This window comes from Bradyrhizobium sp. AUGA SZCCT0169 (genome assembly GCF_018130085.1).
Taxonomy (GTDB): Bacteria; Pseudomonadota; Alphaproteobacteria; order Rhizobiales; family Xanthobacteraceae; genus Bradyrhizobium.
Genome location: NZ_JAFCMC010000002.1, coordinates 198,124 through 216,342 on the forward strand (window position 1 = coordinate 198,124; position 18,219 = coordinate 216,342).

General features: G+C 61.6%; 16 protein-coding genes and 1 pseudogene. 5 read left to right on the forward strand and 12 right to left on the reverse strand.

Features of this window, described 5'->3' with window-relative positions:
* Positions 1-61: 61 nt before the first annotated feature.
* The 3 genes from JQ609_RS02930 to JQ609_RS02940 form a co-directional block, all read right to left on the reverse strand.
* A complete protein-coding gene (locus JQ609_RS02930) occupies positions 62-778 on the reverse strand; it encodes a dihydrofolate reductase family protein (protein WP_212271943.1) in 717 nt (238 codons plus the stop codon).
* An 86-nt stretch (positions 779-864) separates the two neighbouring features.
* Positions 865-1,296, reverse strand: coding sequence for a cyclophilin-like fold protein (locus JQ609_RS02935; RefSeq protein WP_249127571.1), 432 nt, complete (start codon positions 1,294-1,296; stop codon positions 865-867).
* 178 nt (positions 1,297-1,474) lie between these two features.
* On the reverse strand, positions 1,475-1,870 hold the full coding sequence (locus JQ609_RS02940; protein WP_212272052.1) for a cupin domain-containing protein: 396 nt from the start codon (positions 1,868-1,870) through the stop codon (positions 1,475-1,477).
* Positions 1,871-2,123: 253 nt separating this feature from the next.
* Here JQ609_RS02940 and JQ609_RS02945 point away from each other — a divergent pair, with 253 nt between their 5' ends.
* Positions 2,124-3,017, forward strand: coding sequence for a LysR family transcriptional regulator (locus tag JQ609_RS02945; RefSeq protein WP_212271944.1), 894 nt, complete (start codon positions 2,124-2,126; stop codon positions 3,015-3,017).
* Between the two features lie 18 nt (positions 3,018-3,035).
* On the opposite strand, the gene JQ609_RS02950 is transcribed toward JQ609_RS02945, so the two are convergent.
* From JQ609_RS02950 to JQ609_RS02965, 4 genes are read right to left on the reverse strand one after another with little or no spacing between them, the layout of a single operon-like run.
* On the reverse strand, positions 3,036-3,431 hold the full coding sequence (locus JQ609_RS02950; protein WP_249119351.1) for a putative quinol monooxygenase: 396 nt from the start codon (positions 3,429-3,431) through the stop codon (positions 3,036-3,038).
* Positions 3,432-3,456: 25 nt separating this feature from the next.
* Positions 3,457-3,834 carry a cyclophilin-like fold protein gene (locus JQ609_RS02955; RefSeq protein ID WP_212206915.1) on the reverse strand — a complete coding sequence of 126 codons (378 nt, stop codon included), beginning with the start codon at positions 3,832-3,834 and terminating at the stop codon, positions 3,457-3,459.
* Entirely contained in the window at positions 3,831-4,223 is a 393-nt protein-coding gene (locus tag JQ609_RS02960) for a DUF1330 domain-containing protein (protein ID WP_212271945.1), read from the reverse strand. Before JQ609_RS02960 ends, JQ609_RS02955 begins: the two co-directional genes overlap by 4 nt.
* Positions 4,224-4,243: 20 nt before the next feature.
* Entirely contained in the window at positions 4,244-5,005 is a 762-nt protein-coding gene (locus tag JQ609_RS02965; protein WP_212271946.1) for a carboxymuconolactone decarboxylase family protein, read from the reverse strand.
* Between the two features lie 1,092 nt (positions 5,006-6,097).
* On the opposite strand from JQ609_RS02965, the pseudogene JQ609_RS02970 reads away from it, so the two are divergent.
* The 4 genes and pseudogenes from JQ609_RS02970 to JQ609_RS02985 all read left to right on the forward strand — a co-directional run.
* Positions 6,098-7,461: pseudogene (locus JQ609_RS02970) on the forward strand (CoA transferase); the annotation flags it as partial.
* A gap of 156 nt (positions 7,462-7,617) precedes the next feature.
* Positions 7,618-8,865: an efflux RND transporter periplasmic adaptor subunit gene (locus tag JQ609_RS02975; RefSeq protein ID WP_212271947.1), complete on the forward strand. Its 1,248-nt coding sequence runs from the start codon at positions 7,618-7,620 to the stop codon at positions 8,863-8,865.
* Between the two features lie 34 nt (positions 8,866-8,899).
* A complete protein-coding gene (locus tag JQ609_RS02980) occupies positions 8,900-12,022 on the forward strand; it encodes an efflux RND transporter permease subunit (protein ID WP_212271948.1) in 3,123 nt (1,040 codons plus the stop codon).
* A 107-nt stretch (positions 12,023-12,129) separates the two neighbouring features.
* Positions 12,130-13,728: an FAD-binding protein gene (locus tag JQ609_RS02985; protein ID WP_212271949.1), complete on the forward strand. Its 1,599-nt coding sequence runs from the start codon at positions 12,130-12,132 to the stop codon at positions 13,726-13,728.
* On the opposite strand, the gene JQ609_RS02990 is transcribed toward JQ609_RS02985, so the two are convergent.
* The 5 genes from JQ609_RS02990 to JQ609_RS03010 form a co-directional block, all read right to left on the reverse strand.
* Entirely contained in the window at positions 13,723-13,974 is a 252-nt protein-coding gene (locus JQ609_RS02990) for a hypothetical protein (RefSeq protein ID WP_212271950.1), read from the reverse strand. The genes JQ609_RS02985 and JQ609_RS02990 overlap by 6 nt on opposite strands.
* Positions 13,975-14,056: 82 nt before the next feature.
* Positions 14,057-15,157 (reverse strand): hypothetical protein, encoded by a 1,101-nt coding sequence (locus JQ609_RS02995; protein ID WP_212271951.1) that lies wholly within the window; start codon positions 15,155-15,157, stop codon positions 14,057-14,059.
* On the reverse strand, positions 15,150-15,572 hold the full coding sequence (locus JQ609_RS03000; protein ID WP_212205293.1) for a hypothetical protein: 423 nt from the start codon (positions 15,570-15,572) through the stop codon (positions 15,150-15,152). The genes JQ609_RS02995 and JQ609_RS03000 overlap by 8 nt, the downstream gene beginning before the upstream one ends.
* 34 nt (positions 15,573-15,606) lie before the next feature.
* Positions 15,607-16,578 (reverse strand): alpha/beta fold hydrolase, encoded by a 972-nt coding sequence (locus tag JQ609_RS03005; RefSeq protein ID WP_212271952.1) that lies wholly within the window; start codon positions 16,576-16,578, stop codon positions 15,607-15,609.
* A 135-nt stretch (positions 16,579-16,713) separates the two neighbouring features.
* Positions 16,714-18,132 (reverse strand): TolC family outer membrane protein, encoded by a 1,419-nt coding sequence (locus tag JQ609_RS03010; RefSeq protein WP_212271953.1) that lies wholly within the window; start codon positions 18,130-18,132, stop codon positions 16,714-16,716.
* Positions 18,133-18,219: the final 87 nt, after the last annotated feature.

Consider the following 18,219-nt stretch of genomic DNA (forward strand, 5'->3'; position numbering starts at 1 on the left):
CGACCCATGGCTAACCCACCCTGCGATCTCGCTGTCATTGCGAGCGCAGCGAAGCAATCCATTACCCGGGCGCGCGTTCCACTGCGTGACGTAGCCAGACCATTCCGCCATCAAGCGCCTCGCAGTGAGTCAACCGCAACGCCTGCCCGGCACCGGGACGGTCGCCCTCCGGCCCGCTGTAATCGACAATGCTTTGCGTGCCGGCAACGCCATCTACCGCGGGAAAGATCAGTGTGCTGAACTCATCGATAAGCTTGTGCTTGAGGAATGCACCATTGATCCTGCCACCGCCTTCGAGCAGCAGTTTTTTGGCGCCGAAAAGCGAGGCCAGCTGCTCCATCGCCCGTGACAGCTCATCGCCTTTTTCGCCAGCGAAGACATATGAAACACCATCTTCGCGAAGTTCCGCGAGGTAGGCGTCAGACACCTGCTCGCCGAGTACCGCAACGACATGGTCGCCGCCGACATTGTCCTTGCCGTAATGAACATGGCCCGATGGGTCGATAGCGACGGCGAGCTTGCGGCCATGGCGTTCGGCGAGATGCGCTTCACGTGGCACCTTCGACGCTTCGGCAATGCTCCGTTCGGTTCCTTTGGCCATTTCACTCATGGTTTTGCGGCCAACGATCCATCCATCAGCCTCGAAGCGCTCATGCATTTTTTCGTGGTACGCGCGCAAGACATCCCACGAAATGCCCGGGGCCGCCCGGGTGAATCGGCTGGGATGCAGGCGTCCATCAATCGACGTGCTCATGTGGCAGATGATGTAGGGTCGCATGAATCGCTTTCTTGTTGAAGGGTACCAACGCCGAGATAGACATAGCCGGTATGTTCGCGCTCCCATCGAGCCTCGCAGGGCCGCTTCTATTGCGCACGCTCAATCCGAACAGTGACGGATCCGGGTCGGTCGAACATCGAAACGTCGCCGGCCACTTGTCCAAGGATGATGATCCCGGGCTGAGGAACCTGACCATCGCTATAGTAGATGACGAAGTGATCCGAAGTCCAAAGCCCAAGCGTCCCCTTGGAGAACCGTGTTTGGCGCACCGACTCCTGTAGGGGCGCAGGCAGATTGCCGGTCTTCTCCTGGCGCAAATGATCGCGCATCTGGATCGTAACCGGCAACATGCGGACGAGCGATCTGGCAGCGTCGTTGTCGGCCAGATCGGCAGTGACTTTGCCCCACTCAGAGGAAATCAGAATGCGCTCCTTTGCCATGAGAGGTCCTGTCAGTCCGAGGATGGCGACGATCGTTGCCAGGGTCGCCACGATCATGGGGTGTGCTCTGGTGATCATCGGCGGCTCCTCCGTTTGGTTGGGGAAGATACGGATTTCGTCATGAGTTGCACTCATGAATTTGAGGCTGCGCAGTCGGTGCAACACAGCATTTCACCGGCTTCACCCAACAATCGATGTGCTCATGCGGCAGATGATGCAGGGTCGCATGAATCGCCTTCAGGTTAGAGGCTGGCCGCTATCTACTGTATTGCGCGTCACTCACCTTCTCCATCCAATCGACATTCTTGCCGTTGAGAGCTTCCTGAACCGCAATATGCGTCATCGCGGTGTTGGGCGTTGCGCCATGCCAGTGTTTCTCACCGGGCGGAAACCACACCACATCACCCGGCCGGACTTCCTCGATCGGGCTGCCTTCGGTTTGCACCCAGCCGAGACCGGCCGTGATGATGAGGGTTTGGCCAAGCGGATGCGTATGCCATGCGGTACGCGCGCCGGGCTCGAACGTCACGCTACCGGCGTTCAACCGCATCGGATCACCGACTTGAAAAACCGGTTCGACGCGGACCGAGCCGCTGAAGTAATCCTGCGCCCCTCTTGTCGATGGGCGCGAACCATTGCGTTCAATCCTCATTGCCGTTTTCCCTTCCATCGATTGCTGCATTGGCAGCTGAGCAAGGGCGGGCGGATACCCGACCAGCACTGCCAACCCGCCGACGAGGCGAAGCAGATGCCTGCGCGTTACCTCCAAGCCGGTTGAATCCCGTTCCATTTGCTCATCCCCGCTCAGCCACGCGAATACGCGTCGTTTCGTCCACGGATATAAGCCGTGCGTGTCTTTCGACTAGCCGCTATAATCCGAAAGGACTTATGATGAGGAGCGATAAATGCAGCGCGGCTACCTCGATGACCTTCTCGCCTTCTCGGTCGTTGGCAGGGAACGCAGCTTCACGAGGGCCGCCTTGCAGTTGGGCGTGTCGCAATCCTCTCTCAGCCACACCATTCGCGAGCTTGAGGCGCGCCTTGGCGTGCGGCTTCTTACCCGCACCACCCGCAGTGTAGCCCCGACAGAGGCAGGTGAGCGCCTGCTGAAAAGCATTGGCCCCCGCTTCGAAGAGATCGACGCCGAGCTCTCAGCGGTGCGTGAGTTGCGTGAAAAGCCGGCTGGCACCATCCGAATCACCGCGACGGAATATGCCGCCGACGCGATCCTGTTGCCAAAACTCGCTTCGCTTCTACCGAAGTATCCCGACATCAAAGTCGAGATCGTTGTTGACTACGGCTTAAGCAATATCGTTGCCGATGGTTACGATGCTGGCGTACGAAGCGGCGAGCAGGTTGCCAAGGACATGATCGCGGTGCGCATCGGGCCGGATTTGCGCATGGCGGTCGTCGGAACGCCGTCTTACTTCCGCAAGCGGCCCGAGCCGAAGAAACCGCAGGATCTCATCAGCCACAATTGCATCAATCTGCGTCTTCCTTCACATGGCGGGTTGTACGCATGGGAGTTTGAGAAAGGCGGCCGGGAGCTGAAGGTGCGCGTGGACGGCCAAATGACCTGCAACGGCGCAATCCAAACGCTGAATGCCGCTCTGGCGGGGCACGGCCTGGCCTACATTCCCGAAGAGATGGCGGAGGCGTATCTGGCGAACCGCCGCCTGAAGCGCGTCCTTGGCGATTGGTGCCAACCATATTCGGGTTATCACCTGTTCTATCCCAGCCGCCGACAGTCGTCCGTAGCCTTCAACCTTGTAGTGGATGCGTTACGGCACCGAAGCTGAGTCGCAAGCCATCGCCTGTTACTTCGCCTGGCTGCCGAGCACGACCGGGTCCACCGGGATCAACTTCAGCGATTTGACCATCTTCTCGACGGTCGCCTTGTACTTCAGGAAGTGAGGTGCTTGCAGGTGAGCAAGATAAGCTTCGCGGTCCCGGTAAATCTCGAACACCGTGATCTGGCTGGGATTATCCTTGTTGGATACCGAATAGAGAACAAGCACACCCGGCTCCAGCCGGATGGCGGCTTCGATCTGTTCGGCCACGGCAGATTTGTAGCTATCGAGCTGGGCCGGATCGACGACGATTTCGGCGATCTGGATATGTTGCTTTGATTTTTCCTCACTCATGGCGGACGCTCCCGACAGCACCAACAGCAGGGCCGTCACACCAAAGATCAGGGATTGCTTGACGCTCATTGTTCACCCCTCCCACACGCTTCACTCATGACCGTTTGATGGTGGCACTTATCGCGCCTCGCACAGAGAGAGCTTCCACTCCCGCCTTGACCTTGCCAATAACGATCAGGCCGGGCGCCGGAATGCGTTCTCCATCATGACGATAGAAGATCGCCACGTCCGGCCCGGGAGGCCAATAGCCAATGGTCCCCACCGCGTAATCATGTGTGCGCTTGCCTCGTTCGGAAATCGCCCTTGGCAACGCTGCAAACTTCTCGCGCCGGAAAAGATCGTTCATGGAAAGCGTGAGCGGCAACAGGGATGCGAAATCCCGCGCCGCGTCGCTGTCGGCCAGGGTTGCCTCAATCGACGTGTCGCCAATGATGATGCGCACGCAGGCTTCTGCGCTTGTATCTTTGCTCATCGCACCTCCGGCGCACCCTCAACGATATAGACACGGGATTTCGCCGATTGAAGACGGATCGGCCTGATCGCACGATAGGCCGGCGAGTCATACCAGGCTTGTGCCAGTGCCATGCTGTCGAAGGCGATCATGACAATGCGTTTGGGCTGATCGCCTTCCAGGGACGCGGTTTGTCCGCCGCGCACGATATAGCGGCCAGTAAACGGCGCAAACGTCGCTTCTACCTGCTGGCTGTAGGGTTTGATGCCTTCGGGATCGCTGAGCTCGAATTCGGAAATGTAAAAGGCAGGTCGCTTGGGCTGGCTTTGCGTTTGAGCAAAGACCGCTCCGAATGTGCCGATCGCTACGGAAGCGACGGCCGCAAGCAGCGCAGTTGTTGTCGTTGTCATGTCAGCTCTCTTGCAACGCGTCAGCGCGCTCGCTTTTCAAACACGTCCTTGGCCACCGGCATCGCAGAGAACACGTTGGGCCAGCCCGCATAAAAGGCGAGATGCGTCATGGCTTCTGCGATCTCGGCCGGTGTCAGCCCGTTGTTCATCCCTATGGTGACGTGGCCGGTGAGCTGGGCGACCTGTCCGGAGGCAACCAGCGAGCTGATCGTGACAAGGCTCCGGTCGCGCGGCGCAAGCCCCGGCCGCAGCCACAGATCGCGGAAGAGGACATCGGTGGTGTACTGCGTAACACCCGGGAAGACCGCGCCATAAAGCTCGCCAACGCGTTTCGCGCGATCCGCTTCGGCAGCTTCGTTGAGGGCAAGTAGTTTTGGCATCGCCGGGGAAAGCTGCTCTGTTGCGATTTTCCGAACGGCAAACACTTCCCTGGCGACCGCGACCGCCTGCATCGCGTTGCCCCAGCCCGCGTAGAATGCCAGATGGGTCACGATTTCGGAGATTTCAGATGGCTTGACGCCGTTATCGAGCGCGAAGCTGAGATACTCCGGCATCTCGGTGGTTTGATTGCGCGCAATCAGTGCGGCAAGCGTTGCGATACTGCGATCACGGACGCTGAGGCCGGGACGCTTCCACAGATCGCCGAATAGCGTTTCCTGCCGGTATTTTTCAAGCGCAGGCGCTACAGACGCCACATCAGCACGCGCTTTGGTCGGGTCAGCTACTGCCATGGATGACGCAAATAAGGACAGTGACGCAAGTGTCATGGCAAGAACCTTCATATGATCTCCTGTGGTTGTCGGGATTTCATGCGTTCACGCACGTTGAATTACGAAGAAGCATGGCGGCGGCCCGCCGCGCAGAGAACAACCATCGCGCGAGCGGTGATAGCTGTGTGATGAAGCATGGACCCAATCTAGGGCTTCCGACACCATGCGATTAGCCTGCTAAATGTGCATGGACTTATCGGTCCAGCGCAATAATCAGCGTAGGCTGAGGATGCCTGTCTCTGTTCCTTCGCGCCGCGAACTGAGTCGCCTCGCGCAACCACGATATGACGCGGTGGGTGCGACAAAGCAACCCGACGGGCAAATCAGTTCTGATTTACGGAAATCATGTCAAGTCGAAAATTTACGAAAATCAAAAATATTTCGCTTTCCTTCCACCCAAATCACCGGCACATTCTCGCCATCCCGTCCCACTCAGAGGGGCGCGTTGGCCATCGTCACAACGAGGGGCGGGTCGCGGTGGACGCCTGGTTCACGTCTGACGACGGCGTGGATTAAGCGTACGGCAAAACCGTGTGGTCCTGGCGCCCGTTGCAGGCGTCAAGCTGTCGGAGAAGCGTGAGCGGAAACGGCAGTGACGGAGTCAACCAAGAACTCGTCTCCGGGGAGAGCACGGCATAAGCCGTAAAGCCATTGCGCAGGGAATGTCGGGTGTCCTCCGCTGCCCTGTATGCTCGTGTGCAGCTTTCTTTGCACTATTCGCACACGAGACCGCGGGTGCAGCGCGCACCCGGTCTTCCCTGCGCCCTCTGTATTTAGGGCGGGAAGTTTCCAGCAAAGCTCGGGCGCAATGCGTCGCGAGAAGGTGAAAGTGCGCTTAGTGCGCGGTGCAGCTACAAACACCGCCGTCGTCCCGGCCTTGCGCCGGGACCCATACGCCGCGGCCTATCCGTTAGAGCGCTGGCGTTAGACACCTTCTGCAACAATGAGCATCACGCGGTATGGGTCCCGGCTCAAGGCCGGGACGACAGACTACTCCGGCACCGCACCGACCAGCGGGCCACCCGGCCTTCCAGTTTAAGGCGGCCATTGCAACTCCTTTTGAGGTCGGGCAGAGCTTTTGAAACGTAGGGAAGAGAGACGGCCATGCAAAGCCCGCGTGAAATTCTCGGCGATATCTGGACGTCGGCCGGCGGCGAAGCTTCCGCGCTCGATGCCGTCAAGCTGACCGGCGAAGAGCCGCAACTGCCGTCGTCGTTTCGCGTCGGCGCCGCGGCGCAGGCCAGCGTTGCCGCGACCGGCCTTGCCGCTGCCGAAATCTGGAAGTTGCGCAGCGGGCAATCGCAGGACGTTACCATCGACATGCGCCACGCCGTGGTCGAATGCCGCTCCGAACGTTATCTGCGCGTCGACGACAAGCCGCCGCCGCCGGCCTGGGACGCGATCGCCGGCGTCTACAAAACAGGCAATGCGCGCTTCGTGCGGCTGCACACCAATTTCCCGCATCACCGCGACGCCGTCTGCAAGGTGTTGAACTGCAAGCCGGAGCGCGACGAGGTGCAGGCCGCGCTGATGCAATGGGATGGCGAGGCGTTCGAGACCGCGGCCTATGCCGCTGGCGGCGTGGTGTCGATGATGCGTTCGCACGACGAATGGTCCGCAACGCCGCACGCCAGGGCGCTTGCCGGATTGCCTCTGATCACAATCGAGAAGATCGGCGATGCCGCACCAAAACCGTGGCCGAAGGGCGACCGGCCGCTCGCCGGCATTCGCGTGCTCGATCTGTCGCGCGTGATCGCAGGTCCCGTCGCGGGCCGCACGCTCGCCGCCCACGGCGCCGACGTGCTGCTGATCTCAGGTCCAAATCTGCCGGCGATTCCCTGGCTTACGATCGATACCGGGCGCGGCAAGCTGACGAGCTTTGTCGAACTGAAGAGCGAACAAGGCCGCGCGGTGTTTCGCGATCTATTGGCGCAGGCCGATATTGTTTCGCAGGGCTACCGGCCGCGCGCGATCGCCGGCCTCGGCTTTGCACCGGAAGAGGCGGCCCGCATTCGTCCAGGGATCGTCTACGTGACGCTGTCCGCCTATGGTCATGAAGGTCCCTGGGCGGAGCGCCGCGGGTTCGACTCGCTGGTGCAGACGTCCACGGGCTTCAACCATGCCGAAGGGCAGGCGGCCGGAATCGACGGGCCGAAAGAACTGCCGGCGCAGATCCTGGACCACGCCACCGGTTACCTCATGGCGTTCGGCGCCATGATGGCCAAGGCGCGGCAGTCGCGCGAAGGCGGCAGCTGGCACGTTCGGGTGTCGCTGGCGCAGACCGGTCGGTGGCTGTGGAATCTCGGTCGCGTTGCCGATGGCTTCAAGACCGGGGATTTGAATGGGGAAACCGTGATGCCTTTTATCGAGGAGGTGGCTTCCGGCTTTGGTGCCCTGCGGTCCACTCGGCGCTGTTGTCGAAAACCCCGGCGTTCTGGGCTCGCCCGGCGATGCCGCTCGGCAGCAATGGCCGGCGCGCGAGTAGATATTTTCAGCCGGCGTTCAGGCCGACCTCCCCAAATTTTAACGGCTGTCTTCGTTTTTTCGCTTGTTTGGAACTCCGATTAGGCACTATTAGCGCAGGGTGAGGCAAATTGTCGCCATTGCTGAGTTGAACAAACCGCATGCGTAACAAATTGATTGAGCAATTACGGCTATTTAGCCGACGACGACCGGCGGTATTGATCGCCGCGCTCCTGCTTGCAGGCGCGGGCGTCTATGGATTCGTGCAGTTCAACGGAACCGCGCCCAAGCATTCCGAGGTGTCGAGCCAGTCCCGCAAGGGAGGACAGCAGCGCTACAAGCTGTCGCCGGCCGAATGGGCCAGCCTGACCATCCAGCCCGTTGCCACGCGGGGCTTCCGGGCCGAGCACGTCACCGAAGGCAAGATTGCGATCGATGAGGATCGCTCGACGCCGGTGTTCTCGCCCTATGCCGGCCGGGTCACCCGGCTTCTGGTCCGGCCCGGCGATAATGTCGTTAAGGGTCAGCCGCTGTTCGTGATCGAGGCTGCCGACAACGTGCAGGCGCAGAACGATTTCATCGGCGCAATGAGCGCCATGAACAAGGCCAAGTCCGCGCTCGATCTGGCGCAACTGCAGGGCCAGCGCGCCAAGGATCTGTTCGAAGGCAAGGCCGTTCCGCTCAAGGATTATCAGCAGAGCCAGGCGACGCTGATCCAGGCGCAGAACGACATGCGCTCCTCGCAGACGGCGATGGAAGCGGCGCGCAACAAGCTGCGCATTCTCGGCCTCACCGACGAGGACATCGCGACCTTCCAGGAAAAGGGCCGCATCAATCCGGAAACCACCATCTTCGCGCCGATCGCCGGCACCGTGGTCCAGCGCAAGATCGGCCCCGGCCAGTATGTGAACTCCGGCGCCAGCGATCCGGTCTATGTCATTGGCGATCTCTCCACCGTCTGGATGGTCGCCTTCGTGCGTGAGACCGACGCCGCCAATGTTGCGGTCGGGCAGGACGTCACGTTCAACGTGCTGGCGTTGCCGAAACAGGCGCTGTCGGCGCGCGTCAATTACGTTTCCACCGCGATCGATCCGGCGACGCGCCGGCTCCTGGTGCGCGCCACCGTCGACAACACCAACGGCGTGCTCAAGCCGGAAATGTTTGCCAATGTGACGATCTATTCGGCGGGCGATCACCCGGCGGTCGGGGTGCCGAAAACGGCGCTGATCTACGAGGGGGACCAGGTCCGGATCTGGGTCGCGCATGAGGACCACACGATCGAACTCCGCCAGATCAAGGCGGGCCTTGCCAACGGCGATCTCGTCGAAGTGATCGGCAATCTGAAGCCCGGCGAGCTGATCGTGACAAAGGGCGCGCTGTTCATCGACCGGGCCGCGTCCGGCAGCTGATCTCCCGCTCTACTCACTGAAAGCTTCGATCTGGATGGATCGCCTCGTCGCCCTTGCCGTCAGCCGCCGCTATTTAATGGTCGGCATGTTCGTCGCGGTGATGGTCGGCGGCCTGATCGCGTTCAGGCAGCTCAACATCGAGGCCTATCCCGACCCGACCCCGCCGATGGTCGACATCGTGACGCAAAGTCCGGGCCTGTCGTCGGAAGAGATCGAACGCTACATCACGATCCCGATCGAGACCCAGGTCGCCGGCATCAAGAACCTGCGCACCATCCGCACCATCTCGCTGTACGGCCTGTCCGACGTCAAACTGCAGTTCTCGTTCGACTACACCTATGATGAAGCGCTGCAGCAGGTATTGAACCGCCTGTCGCAGCTCGCGCCCCTGCCGGGTAACGTGCAGCCCGGCATTTCGCCGCTCAGCCCGATCGGCGAAATCTACCGCTACCGGCTGAAGGGCCCGCCGAACTACAGCGTGCTCGATCTGAAGACGCTGCAGGACTGGGTGTTGCAGCGCCGCTTCCGCGCCGTGCCCGGCGTGATCGACGTCACCGGCTGGGGCGGCAAGACCAAGACCTATGAGCTGCAGGTCGATTTCAACAAGCTGGTCGCCAACGGCCTGACGCTGCCGCAGGTGCTGCAGGCGGTCAGCAACGCCAACATCAATGTCGGCGGCAACACCGTCAATATCGGCGCGCAATCCGCCGTGGTGCGCGGCGTCGGACTGATCCGCTCGATCGACGACCTCAACAACACCATGGTGTCGCAATCGGGCGGCAATCCGGTGCTGGTCAGCGACATCGCGCATGTCACGATAGGGGAGAAGCCGCGGCTCGGCATTGCCGGCCTCGACCAGGACGACGACATCGTGCAGGGCATCGTGCTGATGCGGCGCGGCGAACAGAGTGCGCCGACCATCACCCGCGTCGAGCAGCTGGTCGCGTCCATCAACAATTCCAGCATCCTGCCGCCGGGGGTCAAGATCGAGCGGATCTACGACCGCAAGGACCTGATCGACATCACCACCCACACCGTGCTGCACAACATGGTGGTCGGGATCATCCTGATCGTGCTGCTGCAATGGCTGTTCCTCGGCGATCTCAGAAGCGCGCTGATCGTCGGCGCCACGATCCCGTTCGCGCTGTTCTTCGCCGTCATCATCCTGGTGCTGCGCGGCGAATCCGCCAATCTGCTCTCGGTCGGTGCGATCGATTTCGGACTGATCGTCGACGCCACCGTGATCATGGTGGAGGCGATCTTCCGCCGGCTGTCGCAGACCACGGCGTTGTCGGAAGCCGAGCGCAGCCAGATCTCCTTCGACACCACGAGGGGAATGAAGAGCCACGCCATCCTGTCCGCATCCGCCGACGTGTCGCGTTCGATCTTCTTCGCCGCCGCCATCATCATCGCCGCCTTCCTGCCGCTGTTCACGCTGAGCGGCGTCGAAGGCAACATCTTCGGGCCGATGGCACGGACCTATGCCTATGCATTGGCGGGCGGCTTGCTGGCGACCTTCACCGTCACGCCGGCGCTGAGTGCCATCATCCTGCCCTCGCATATGGAGCACACCGAAACCTGGATCATGCGGCAACTCGACCGGCTCTATCTGCCGGTGCTGCGATGGGCGGTCGCCAACCGCCGGATCGTGATGGCCGGCGCTGCGGTCCTCGCGATCACGACCATCGTGTTCGCGCGGCTGCTCGGGCTGGAATTCCTGCCCAAGCTGGAAGAGGGCAATCTGTGGATCAGAGCCACCCTGCCGCCGACCATCTCGCTGCAGGAAGGCAATACCTACGTCAACGAAATGCGCAGGATGATCCGCAGCCGGCCCGAGGTGGAATCGGTGGTCTCGCAGCACGGCCGCCCCGACGACGGCACCGACGCCGCGGGCCTGTTCAATGCCGAATTCTTCGCGCCGTTGAAGCCCGCCAGAGAATGGCCCAACACCCATGACAAGGACGAACTGACCGCGCAATTGCTGGCGCAGTTGCAGGAAAAATTCCCCGGCGTCGAGTTCAACTTCTCGCAATATCTGCAGGATAACGTCTCAGAGGCGGTGTCGGGCGTCAAGGGCGAGAACTCGATCAAGCTATACGGCAACGATCTGCAGGCGCTGACCGACACCGCCAACAAGATCAAGTCCGTCCTCGCCACCGTGCAGGGCGTGACGGATCTGGCGGTATTCACCTCGCTCGGTCAGCCCACGATCCAGATCGATGTCGATCGCGCGCGGGCGGCGCGCTACGGCCTGTCGCCCGGCGATATCAACGCCACCATCAAGGTCGCGGTCGGCGGCGACAGCGCCGGCGACATCTATGAACCCGGCAGCGACCGGCATTTCCCGATCATCGTTCGTCTCGCCCCGGAATATCGCAAGAGCGCCGAGGCGATTCATAATTTGCGGATCGGCGCCCCGGGCCCGAATGGCACCATCACGCAGATCCCGCTCAGCGAGGTCGCCTCGATCAATCTGATCTCGGGCGCCGCCTATATCTACCGCGAGGGGCAGGAGCGCTATCTGCCGATCAAGTTCTCGGTCCGTGAGCGCGACCTCGGCAGCGCGATCCGGGAAGCGCAGGACAAGGTCGCCGCGCAGGTGCAGCTGCCGCCGGGATCGCGGGTCGAGTGGGTCGGCGAATTCGGCAATCTGCAGGACGCCATCAAGCGGCTGTCGATCGTGGTGCCGATCAGCCTGGCGCTGATCGCGGTGCTGCTGTTCTTCAATTTCGGATCGATGGTCGACACACTATTGGCGATGAGCGTGATCCCGATGGCGATCTTCGGCGGCGTGCTCGGGCTCTTGATCTCAGGGATTCCGTTCAGCGTGTCGGCGGCGATCGGCTTCATCGCGCTGTTCGGCATCGCTGTCATGGACGGCATCATCATCCTGTCGCAGTACAATCAATTGATCGACGAAGGCTATGAGCGGATGCGTGCCGTGATCCGCACCGGCGAATTGCAATTGCGGCCGGTGCTGATGACCTGCGTCGTGGCTGGCGTCGGGCTGCTGCCGGCGGCGCTGTCGGCGGGGATCGGCTCGCAAGTGCAAAAGCCGCTGGCGGTGGTGGTCGTCACCGGCATGATGCTGGCGCCAATCGTCATCCTGATCACGCTGCCGGTGCTGATCTCGGTGTTCTCAAGGAGGGCGCGTTAAAACGGATTTGTCGTTCCGTAAAATCAGTACGTTATCGAACCATAAGCTCGGCCATTTGACTAATTATCCACCTGCCGGGACTATCGGACATCACCTGGAATCAATTCATGCGAAAATTTTCACAGAAGTTCAAAACCGGGGCGTCCGTCGCCGCGGTGGTCGTGGTGCTGTTTGGGGTTTACGGCTACCGCAAACTGCAGGCTCTTGCCGCCGATCCCAGTGGCGAAAAGGATTGCGGACCGGCGGTGGGGGGTGGCGAGCAGGCCAAAATCGATCTGGAGCGGATCAAGGCGATCGCACCGCTGAAAGACGTAAAATGGTCGCAGCTCGGCGGCAGCATCAATGATGCCAGCTATCTCAACAAGACCGAAATCTACGGCGTGGTTGAGGTGCGCAGCGTCGACGACATCGCCAAGACATTGACGTTCGCGCGCGACAACAAGCTCTCGGTCACGACCGCCGGCGTCCGCCACAGCATGGGCGGGCAGGCGTTCCGCAAGGGCGGCATCGTGCTGGACATGCGCGGCTTCAACAAGATCGTGCTCAACGAGAACCGGCGATCGACCACCGTGCAGCCGGGCGCGACCTGGCACGACATCCAGAACCTGCTGCACCCGCGCTTTGCGGTGCGCGCGATGCAGTCGACCGATATTTTCAGCGTCGGCGGTTCGATCTCGGTCAATGCCCACGGCATGGACCATCAGGCCGGTGCGCTCCGCAAATCGATCAAGTCGATGCGCGTGATGCTGGCGGATGGCACGTTGCGCACGGTGTCGGAAACCGAGAACAAGGAGTTGTTCAACCTCGTGGTCGGCGGCTATGGCCTGTTCGGCGTGATCGTCGAGGCCGAACTCGATATCGCCGACAATCTGGTTTACCAGACCGGACGCCGCATCATGGACTACAAGGAGTTTCCGAGGCTGTTCGCCAGGGAGATCGAGAAGGATGCCAGTATCGGCCTGATGTACGGCCACCTCTCGACCGCGCCGAGCAGCTTCCTGCAGGAATTGCTGCTCTATACCTACACCAAGGTCGACGGATCAGATTTCAAGCGCGAACCGCTTGGCGAGGTCTCGGGCACCAAGCTGCGGCGGCTGACGATCAACCTGTCCAAGCAGGGCCCGCTGTTCCAGGAAATGAAGTGGCTGTCCGAGAAGCACATCGAGCATCGGATGGAAACCTGCACGGTGACGCGGGCGCAGGCGATCGGCTCGGCGGAAGCCTGTCTCGTCAACCGCAACGACCCGATGCATGACTCGGTGCCGTATTTGCGCAACGCGCTGCCTGACGATACCGACATTCTGCATGAATATTTCATCCCGCGCAGCCAGTTCGTCTCCTTTGTCGACGGCATGCGCAAGGTGCTGACCGACAACAAGACCAATTTGCTGAACGCCTCGGTGCGCATCGTGCATCAGGAAGACAACTTCCTGACCTATTCGCCGGAGCCGGCATTCTCGCTGGTGCTCTACATCAACCAGACCACGGATGATGAAGGCAACAAGCGGATGAAGAAGGCGACCGAAGAGCTGATCGATCTCACGATCGCGCACAAGGGCCGGTTTTTCCTGCCCTACCAGCTCTATTATTCGAAGGATCAGTTGCAGCGGTCCTATCCGGAGATCAACGACTTCTTCGCGGCGAAGAAGAAATACGATCCGACGGAGCTGTTTACGAATACGTTCTATCAGAAGTATGCGTCATAATTGCGCGACGCGCCTGGGCGGCAGGCCGCTGCAGCCGCCGGCTTGCTCCGCATCCAGCACCAATAGCGCGCCCGCGGCATAGAGGCGGGCGACGAAGCCGGCATCGTCTGAGCGCGCGAAGGTGACATAGTCGCTCGCCGCCAGCACGCGGCCGTTGGCCTTGGCGATGATGGCCAGCGCCTGCGCCGGCGAGCCGATGATAGCCATCGACTTGCCCGGCGCCGATCCGAAGGTGAGAGCGACCACAATCACAAGCCAACCGCATACCACGAGTGCGCAAGCGCCCGCGATCCGGCGTAATGGCCGCAACGTGCGATGATGTGGCGTTTCAGTAATCATAGAAATGCTCGATGCTCACGCCCCTGGCCTTGAGGTCGCGGTTGATATCGACGAGACGGTCGATCCTAGCCTTCAGGCCGGCCCTGCGAAAGCCGGGTCTGGCATCAAGCTCCAGTGAAAACAGCTCCGTCGTCCCCTTGACGTCGAGCTTGGCGGCATCCGGTGCGATCACGGTGATCAGGATTTCATGGTTACCGGCGATCTCGGCAAGGGCATATCCCTGATCCAGGAGGCTCTGCAGGATTTCGGTGAAATCCTTGTAGCGCGGCGTCTGCACCAGCTGCCATTGCGGCGTCAGCGCGCGGATCGGTTTGATGCGCGGCTCCTTCGCCAGCACCGCCGTCGGCAACGTTGCGACCGCGAACATGATGTCGCGCGGCTCGTCGTCGCCACCGGCATCGAGCGCTTTCTGGATCAGCGCGGCATAACCGACCTTGAGGTAATATTCCGTGCCGAGCGCGAAGCTGCGCTCCCAGGTTCGCAAGGGGCTGTCGGTCCGCGCCGAGATCGCCATCAAGCCATCGAGCTTCTCGCGGAACGGAAATTTGAACCAGGGGACGGTGTAAAGAAACGCCGCGTAGTCCTGCAGTACCTTGCGCGCGTACAGGTCTTGCGGGGTCCGTTCCTCGCCCCGAATCCATTCGAACACACGGCCGATGGTGTTCTCGTAAAATCCCTTGATCGCGTATTCGATTGAGTAGCTGACGCCGATGACATAGATCATGGTCTTGACTTCGGTGAGCGATTCACCGGTCGGCGGCACCGCCTGATTGATGGTGCAGAAGCTGCGCCAGAATCCGAAAATGTGTCCGAGATAATTGAAATGGCTTTCGCTGGAGCGGTCGAGGAAGCGGCCGAAATCCTCGAACGAATAGACGATGTACCATTCGGGAAAGGTGAAGAACGTGTTGTTCTGCTTGCGCTGGTAGCGCGGCTCGTTGATCGCAGGCAGCGGCACCGACGGCGCAGGTGACGCCGAAGCTGCCGAAGACGGGCGGCAGGTGCCCTCGATATAGGCGAGCGGCGCAAGCACGAACACCGCGATCAGGATCGCGATGACGACAGCAATGCGCCGCAGCCATTTAAGCATGAACGGCCGCTCGCGTCCGCGGCGCCAGCAGATAGCCGATCAGGATCGCAACGCCGCCGAGGGTGAGATGCGGCGCATTGGCGAAAAAGCGCGTCGCCAGCGGAAGGTTGAGCACGCCGTTGATCAGGATGCCGAAGTCGAGATAGCCCGAGCCGGTGAAGAGGCCGAGCAAGCCGTCGGCAAAGTAGAACGCGCCGAACAATTGGAAGAACAGTTCCGAGGCGCGGCGAGAGGTCAGCGCTGCCGCGAGCGCCCACAGCGCGGAAACCAGATGCAGCCCGTCGGCATACCAGGTGCGGCGGAACAGGCCGAAGATCATGTCGTTCTGATCGATGAAGGCAGGGATGTATCCGGTCAGGATCACGAAGCCGAGCAGGGCGGCGTAGCCCCAGGCGCACAATCTGATGATATCCATGATCCCTCCGGCCTGCTCGAATCTGTCCTTAAGTCTAGAGCTTTCCGAGCGCCTTGAGCAGGGCGTCGTTGAACAAAGCGGGGTCCTCGATTTGCGGAATATGGCCAAGACCCGGCAGCAGGGTGAGGGTGGTATCCGGCGGCAACAGCGTTCGCAGATCAAGCGCCTGCTCAACCGGCGTCGTGTTGTCCTTGTCACCCCACAGGATGGCGACGGGGAGCTTCACCCGTGCATATGCGGTGCGATCGGCACTCACGGCGTTGCGGTCGGCGCCGAGGAAGTAATATAGCCAGTCGGCGATGTCGGGGGTGCTGTCGCGCTGCGTCGTCGGCCGTTGCAGGATCGTGACGAATTCGGGCAGCGCGCGTTCCTTTTTCTCGATCAGGGATTCGAGCAACGTCTTGGTTGCCACCGGATTGGTGATGGTCAGCGAAACCAGTATTTCGCGGATCCATTTCGGCTGGACGATCCATGGCGCGTCTGACGGCGGGGCCGTCAGTCCCAGCGCCGCATCTACCAGTACGAGGCCCCGCGCCCGGTCCGGATAGCGCATCACCAGTTCGGTCGCTGCACCGGCGCCAAAGGAATGGCCGACGATAATTGCTGGCCTGGATTTCAGATGGACGAGAACATCGTTGATGCGTGCAGCCTGATCCTCCCTTGTGTAGCTGCCCGGACGTTCCGAAAATCCAAACGGCGGCAGGTCGAGGGCGATGACGCGGAAGCCGGCGGCGGCGAGCACACCGGTCGTGTGCCGCCAGAGTTCGCTCCACGCCGCGGTGCCGTGAAACAGCACCACGGGAATTCCATCCGCCGGGCCCTTTTCCTGCACGAACACGCCACCGGTGCTGGTCGGCACCAGACGGCCCGATGGCGGCGCCAGTTCGGCGCGGGTATGGGTTTCGCGGATCGATGCCGCCATCCGGAACGCCGTTATCGCGATCACGATCAAGATCAGGAGCGCCAGCAGCGTCTTGCCCGACCAGCGCAGGATGTTTGAGATCACGAGGCCTCGCAGAAATGGATCGATCAAAATCGGGTGCAGTCAAATCAGATCGAATTTTAAGCTAGTGCAGATTCCCGGTGATGAAAAATCGCGGACATGAACAGCGGGCAGTTAACACCGGCGACAAAGTTGCGATTACTGTCCCGACGGCGTGCGCAGGCCGTGCCAGGCGTCGCGCACCTGATGGTAATGCACTTCCGGCAGATAATCCGGTGTGTTGAGCCCCAGCGTCTTGACGTCAAGCCGGCCGATGGCGCTGAGCAGGGTATAGGAGGCGATCACGCGGTCGCGTTGTGCGCCGATCAAGCGGGCCTTCGCCAAAATCAGATCCTGCTGCGAGTTCAGCACGTCGACAGTGGTCCGCTGGCCGCCCGCCGCCTCGCGCTGCACGCCCTGCAAGGCGACCGTTGCAGCCCGCACTTCGGATTCGGAAGCGGACACCGCGACCTTGGCGCCTTCATTGGCAACCCAGGCGCCGACCGCCGCGGTGCGCGCCTGGTTGCGGACCTGGTCGAGCACCAGCCGGCTTTGGGCTGAGATTTCCTTGGCCTGCCGGGTCTGCGAGGCCGCCATGCCGCCATCGTAGATCGGCTGGTTGAGCTGGCCGGCTATCGAAGCCTGGTCGGTCCCGAAGGTGCCGAGCGTGGGATCCGACTGTTTGCTGCGGCTGACGCTGCCTTGCATCGTGATGGTCGGCATCAGGCTGCTTTCGGCGACGCGAATGCTGGTCGAGGCGACGTCGACGTCAAAGGCGGCCGCCATGACCGCCGGATGCTGTTGGAAGGCGAGACCGGTGGCGTCATCGCGGCTGCGCGGCAGATAGCGGTCGACGGTTTCGGCGAGGCTCAACTGCGTCGGCGCGTTGCCAATCACCTGGGTATAGGTGGCCTGGCTGATGGCCAACGCAACCTCGGCGGCGTTGAGGTCGGCGAGGCCACGGTTGAGGCGGGCTTCAGCCTGGGCAGTGTCGGTCGGCGTCACGTCACCGGCATTGAGGCGCTTCTGGGTGATGCCCAGCGTTTCCCGCAGGAACGCGACGTTGGATCGTTGCGCTGACACCAGCGACTGATTGGCCAGTACGTTGGTGTAGACGGTGACGGCATCGAGCAGCACACCCTGGCCGACATTGCGCAGGGCCTCGCGGCCGGACGATACCTGCAGTTCTGCGACGCGGACGCTGTTGGCGGTCTTGAAGCCGTTGAACAGGGTCTGAGTCACCGTCACCCCGATGGTCCAGGGTTTCAAGCTCGCCGACTGCACGGTGTTGTCGGGCAGGAGATTGCGGACCGCCTGCAGGCCGGCGGTGAGGCTGGCGACGATCTGCGGCCGGTATCCCGCCAGCGCCTGCGGCACGCCTTCGTCGGTGGCCCGCTGGCGCGCGCGTTCGGCGTTGAGCTGCGGATTGGTCTGATAGGCCTTGGCCAGCGCATCCGGGAGGTTTTCGGCTTGGGCGCCTGCCGCGGCAAACGCCACGCAAATCACGACGCCAAGGCAAATGCCCGATCGAAGCACGCGCCTTGCAACGTGGCCAACTCTAGCGGCACGCCCAACCATTTGATCCCGCAACTACCCAAGGCCCATCCGCCCCCGCCGACGGCCTCGTCACATCTACCTGTTTAGGGGGCGGTGCCGCCACTGGCA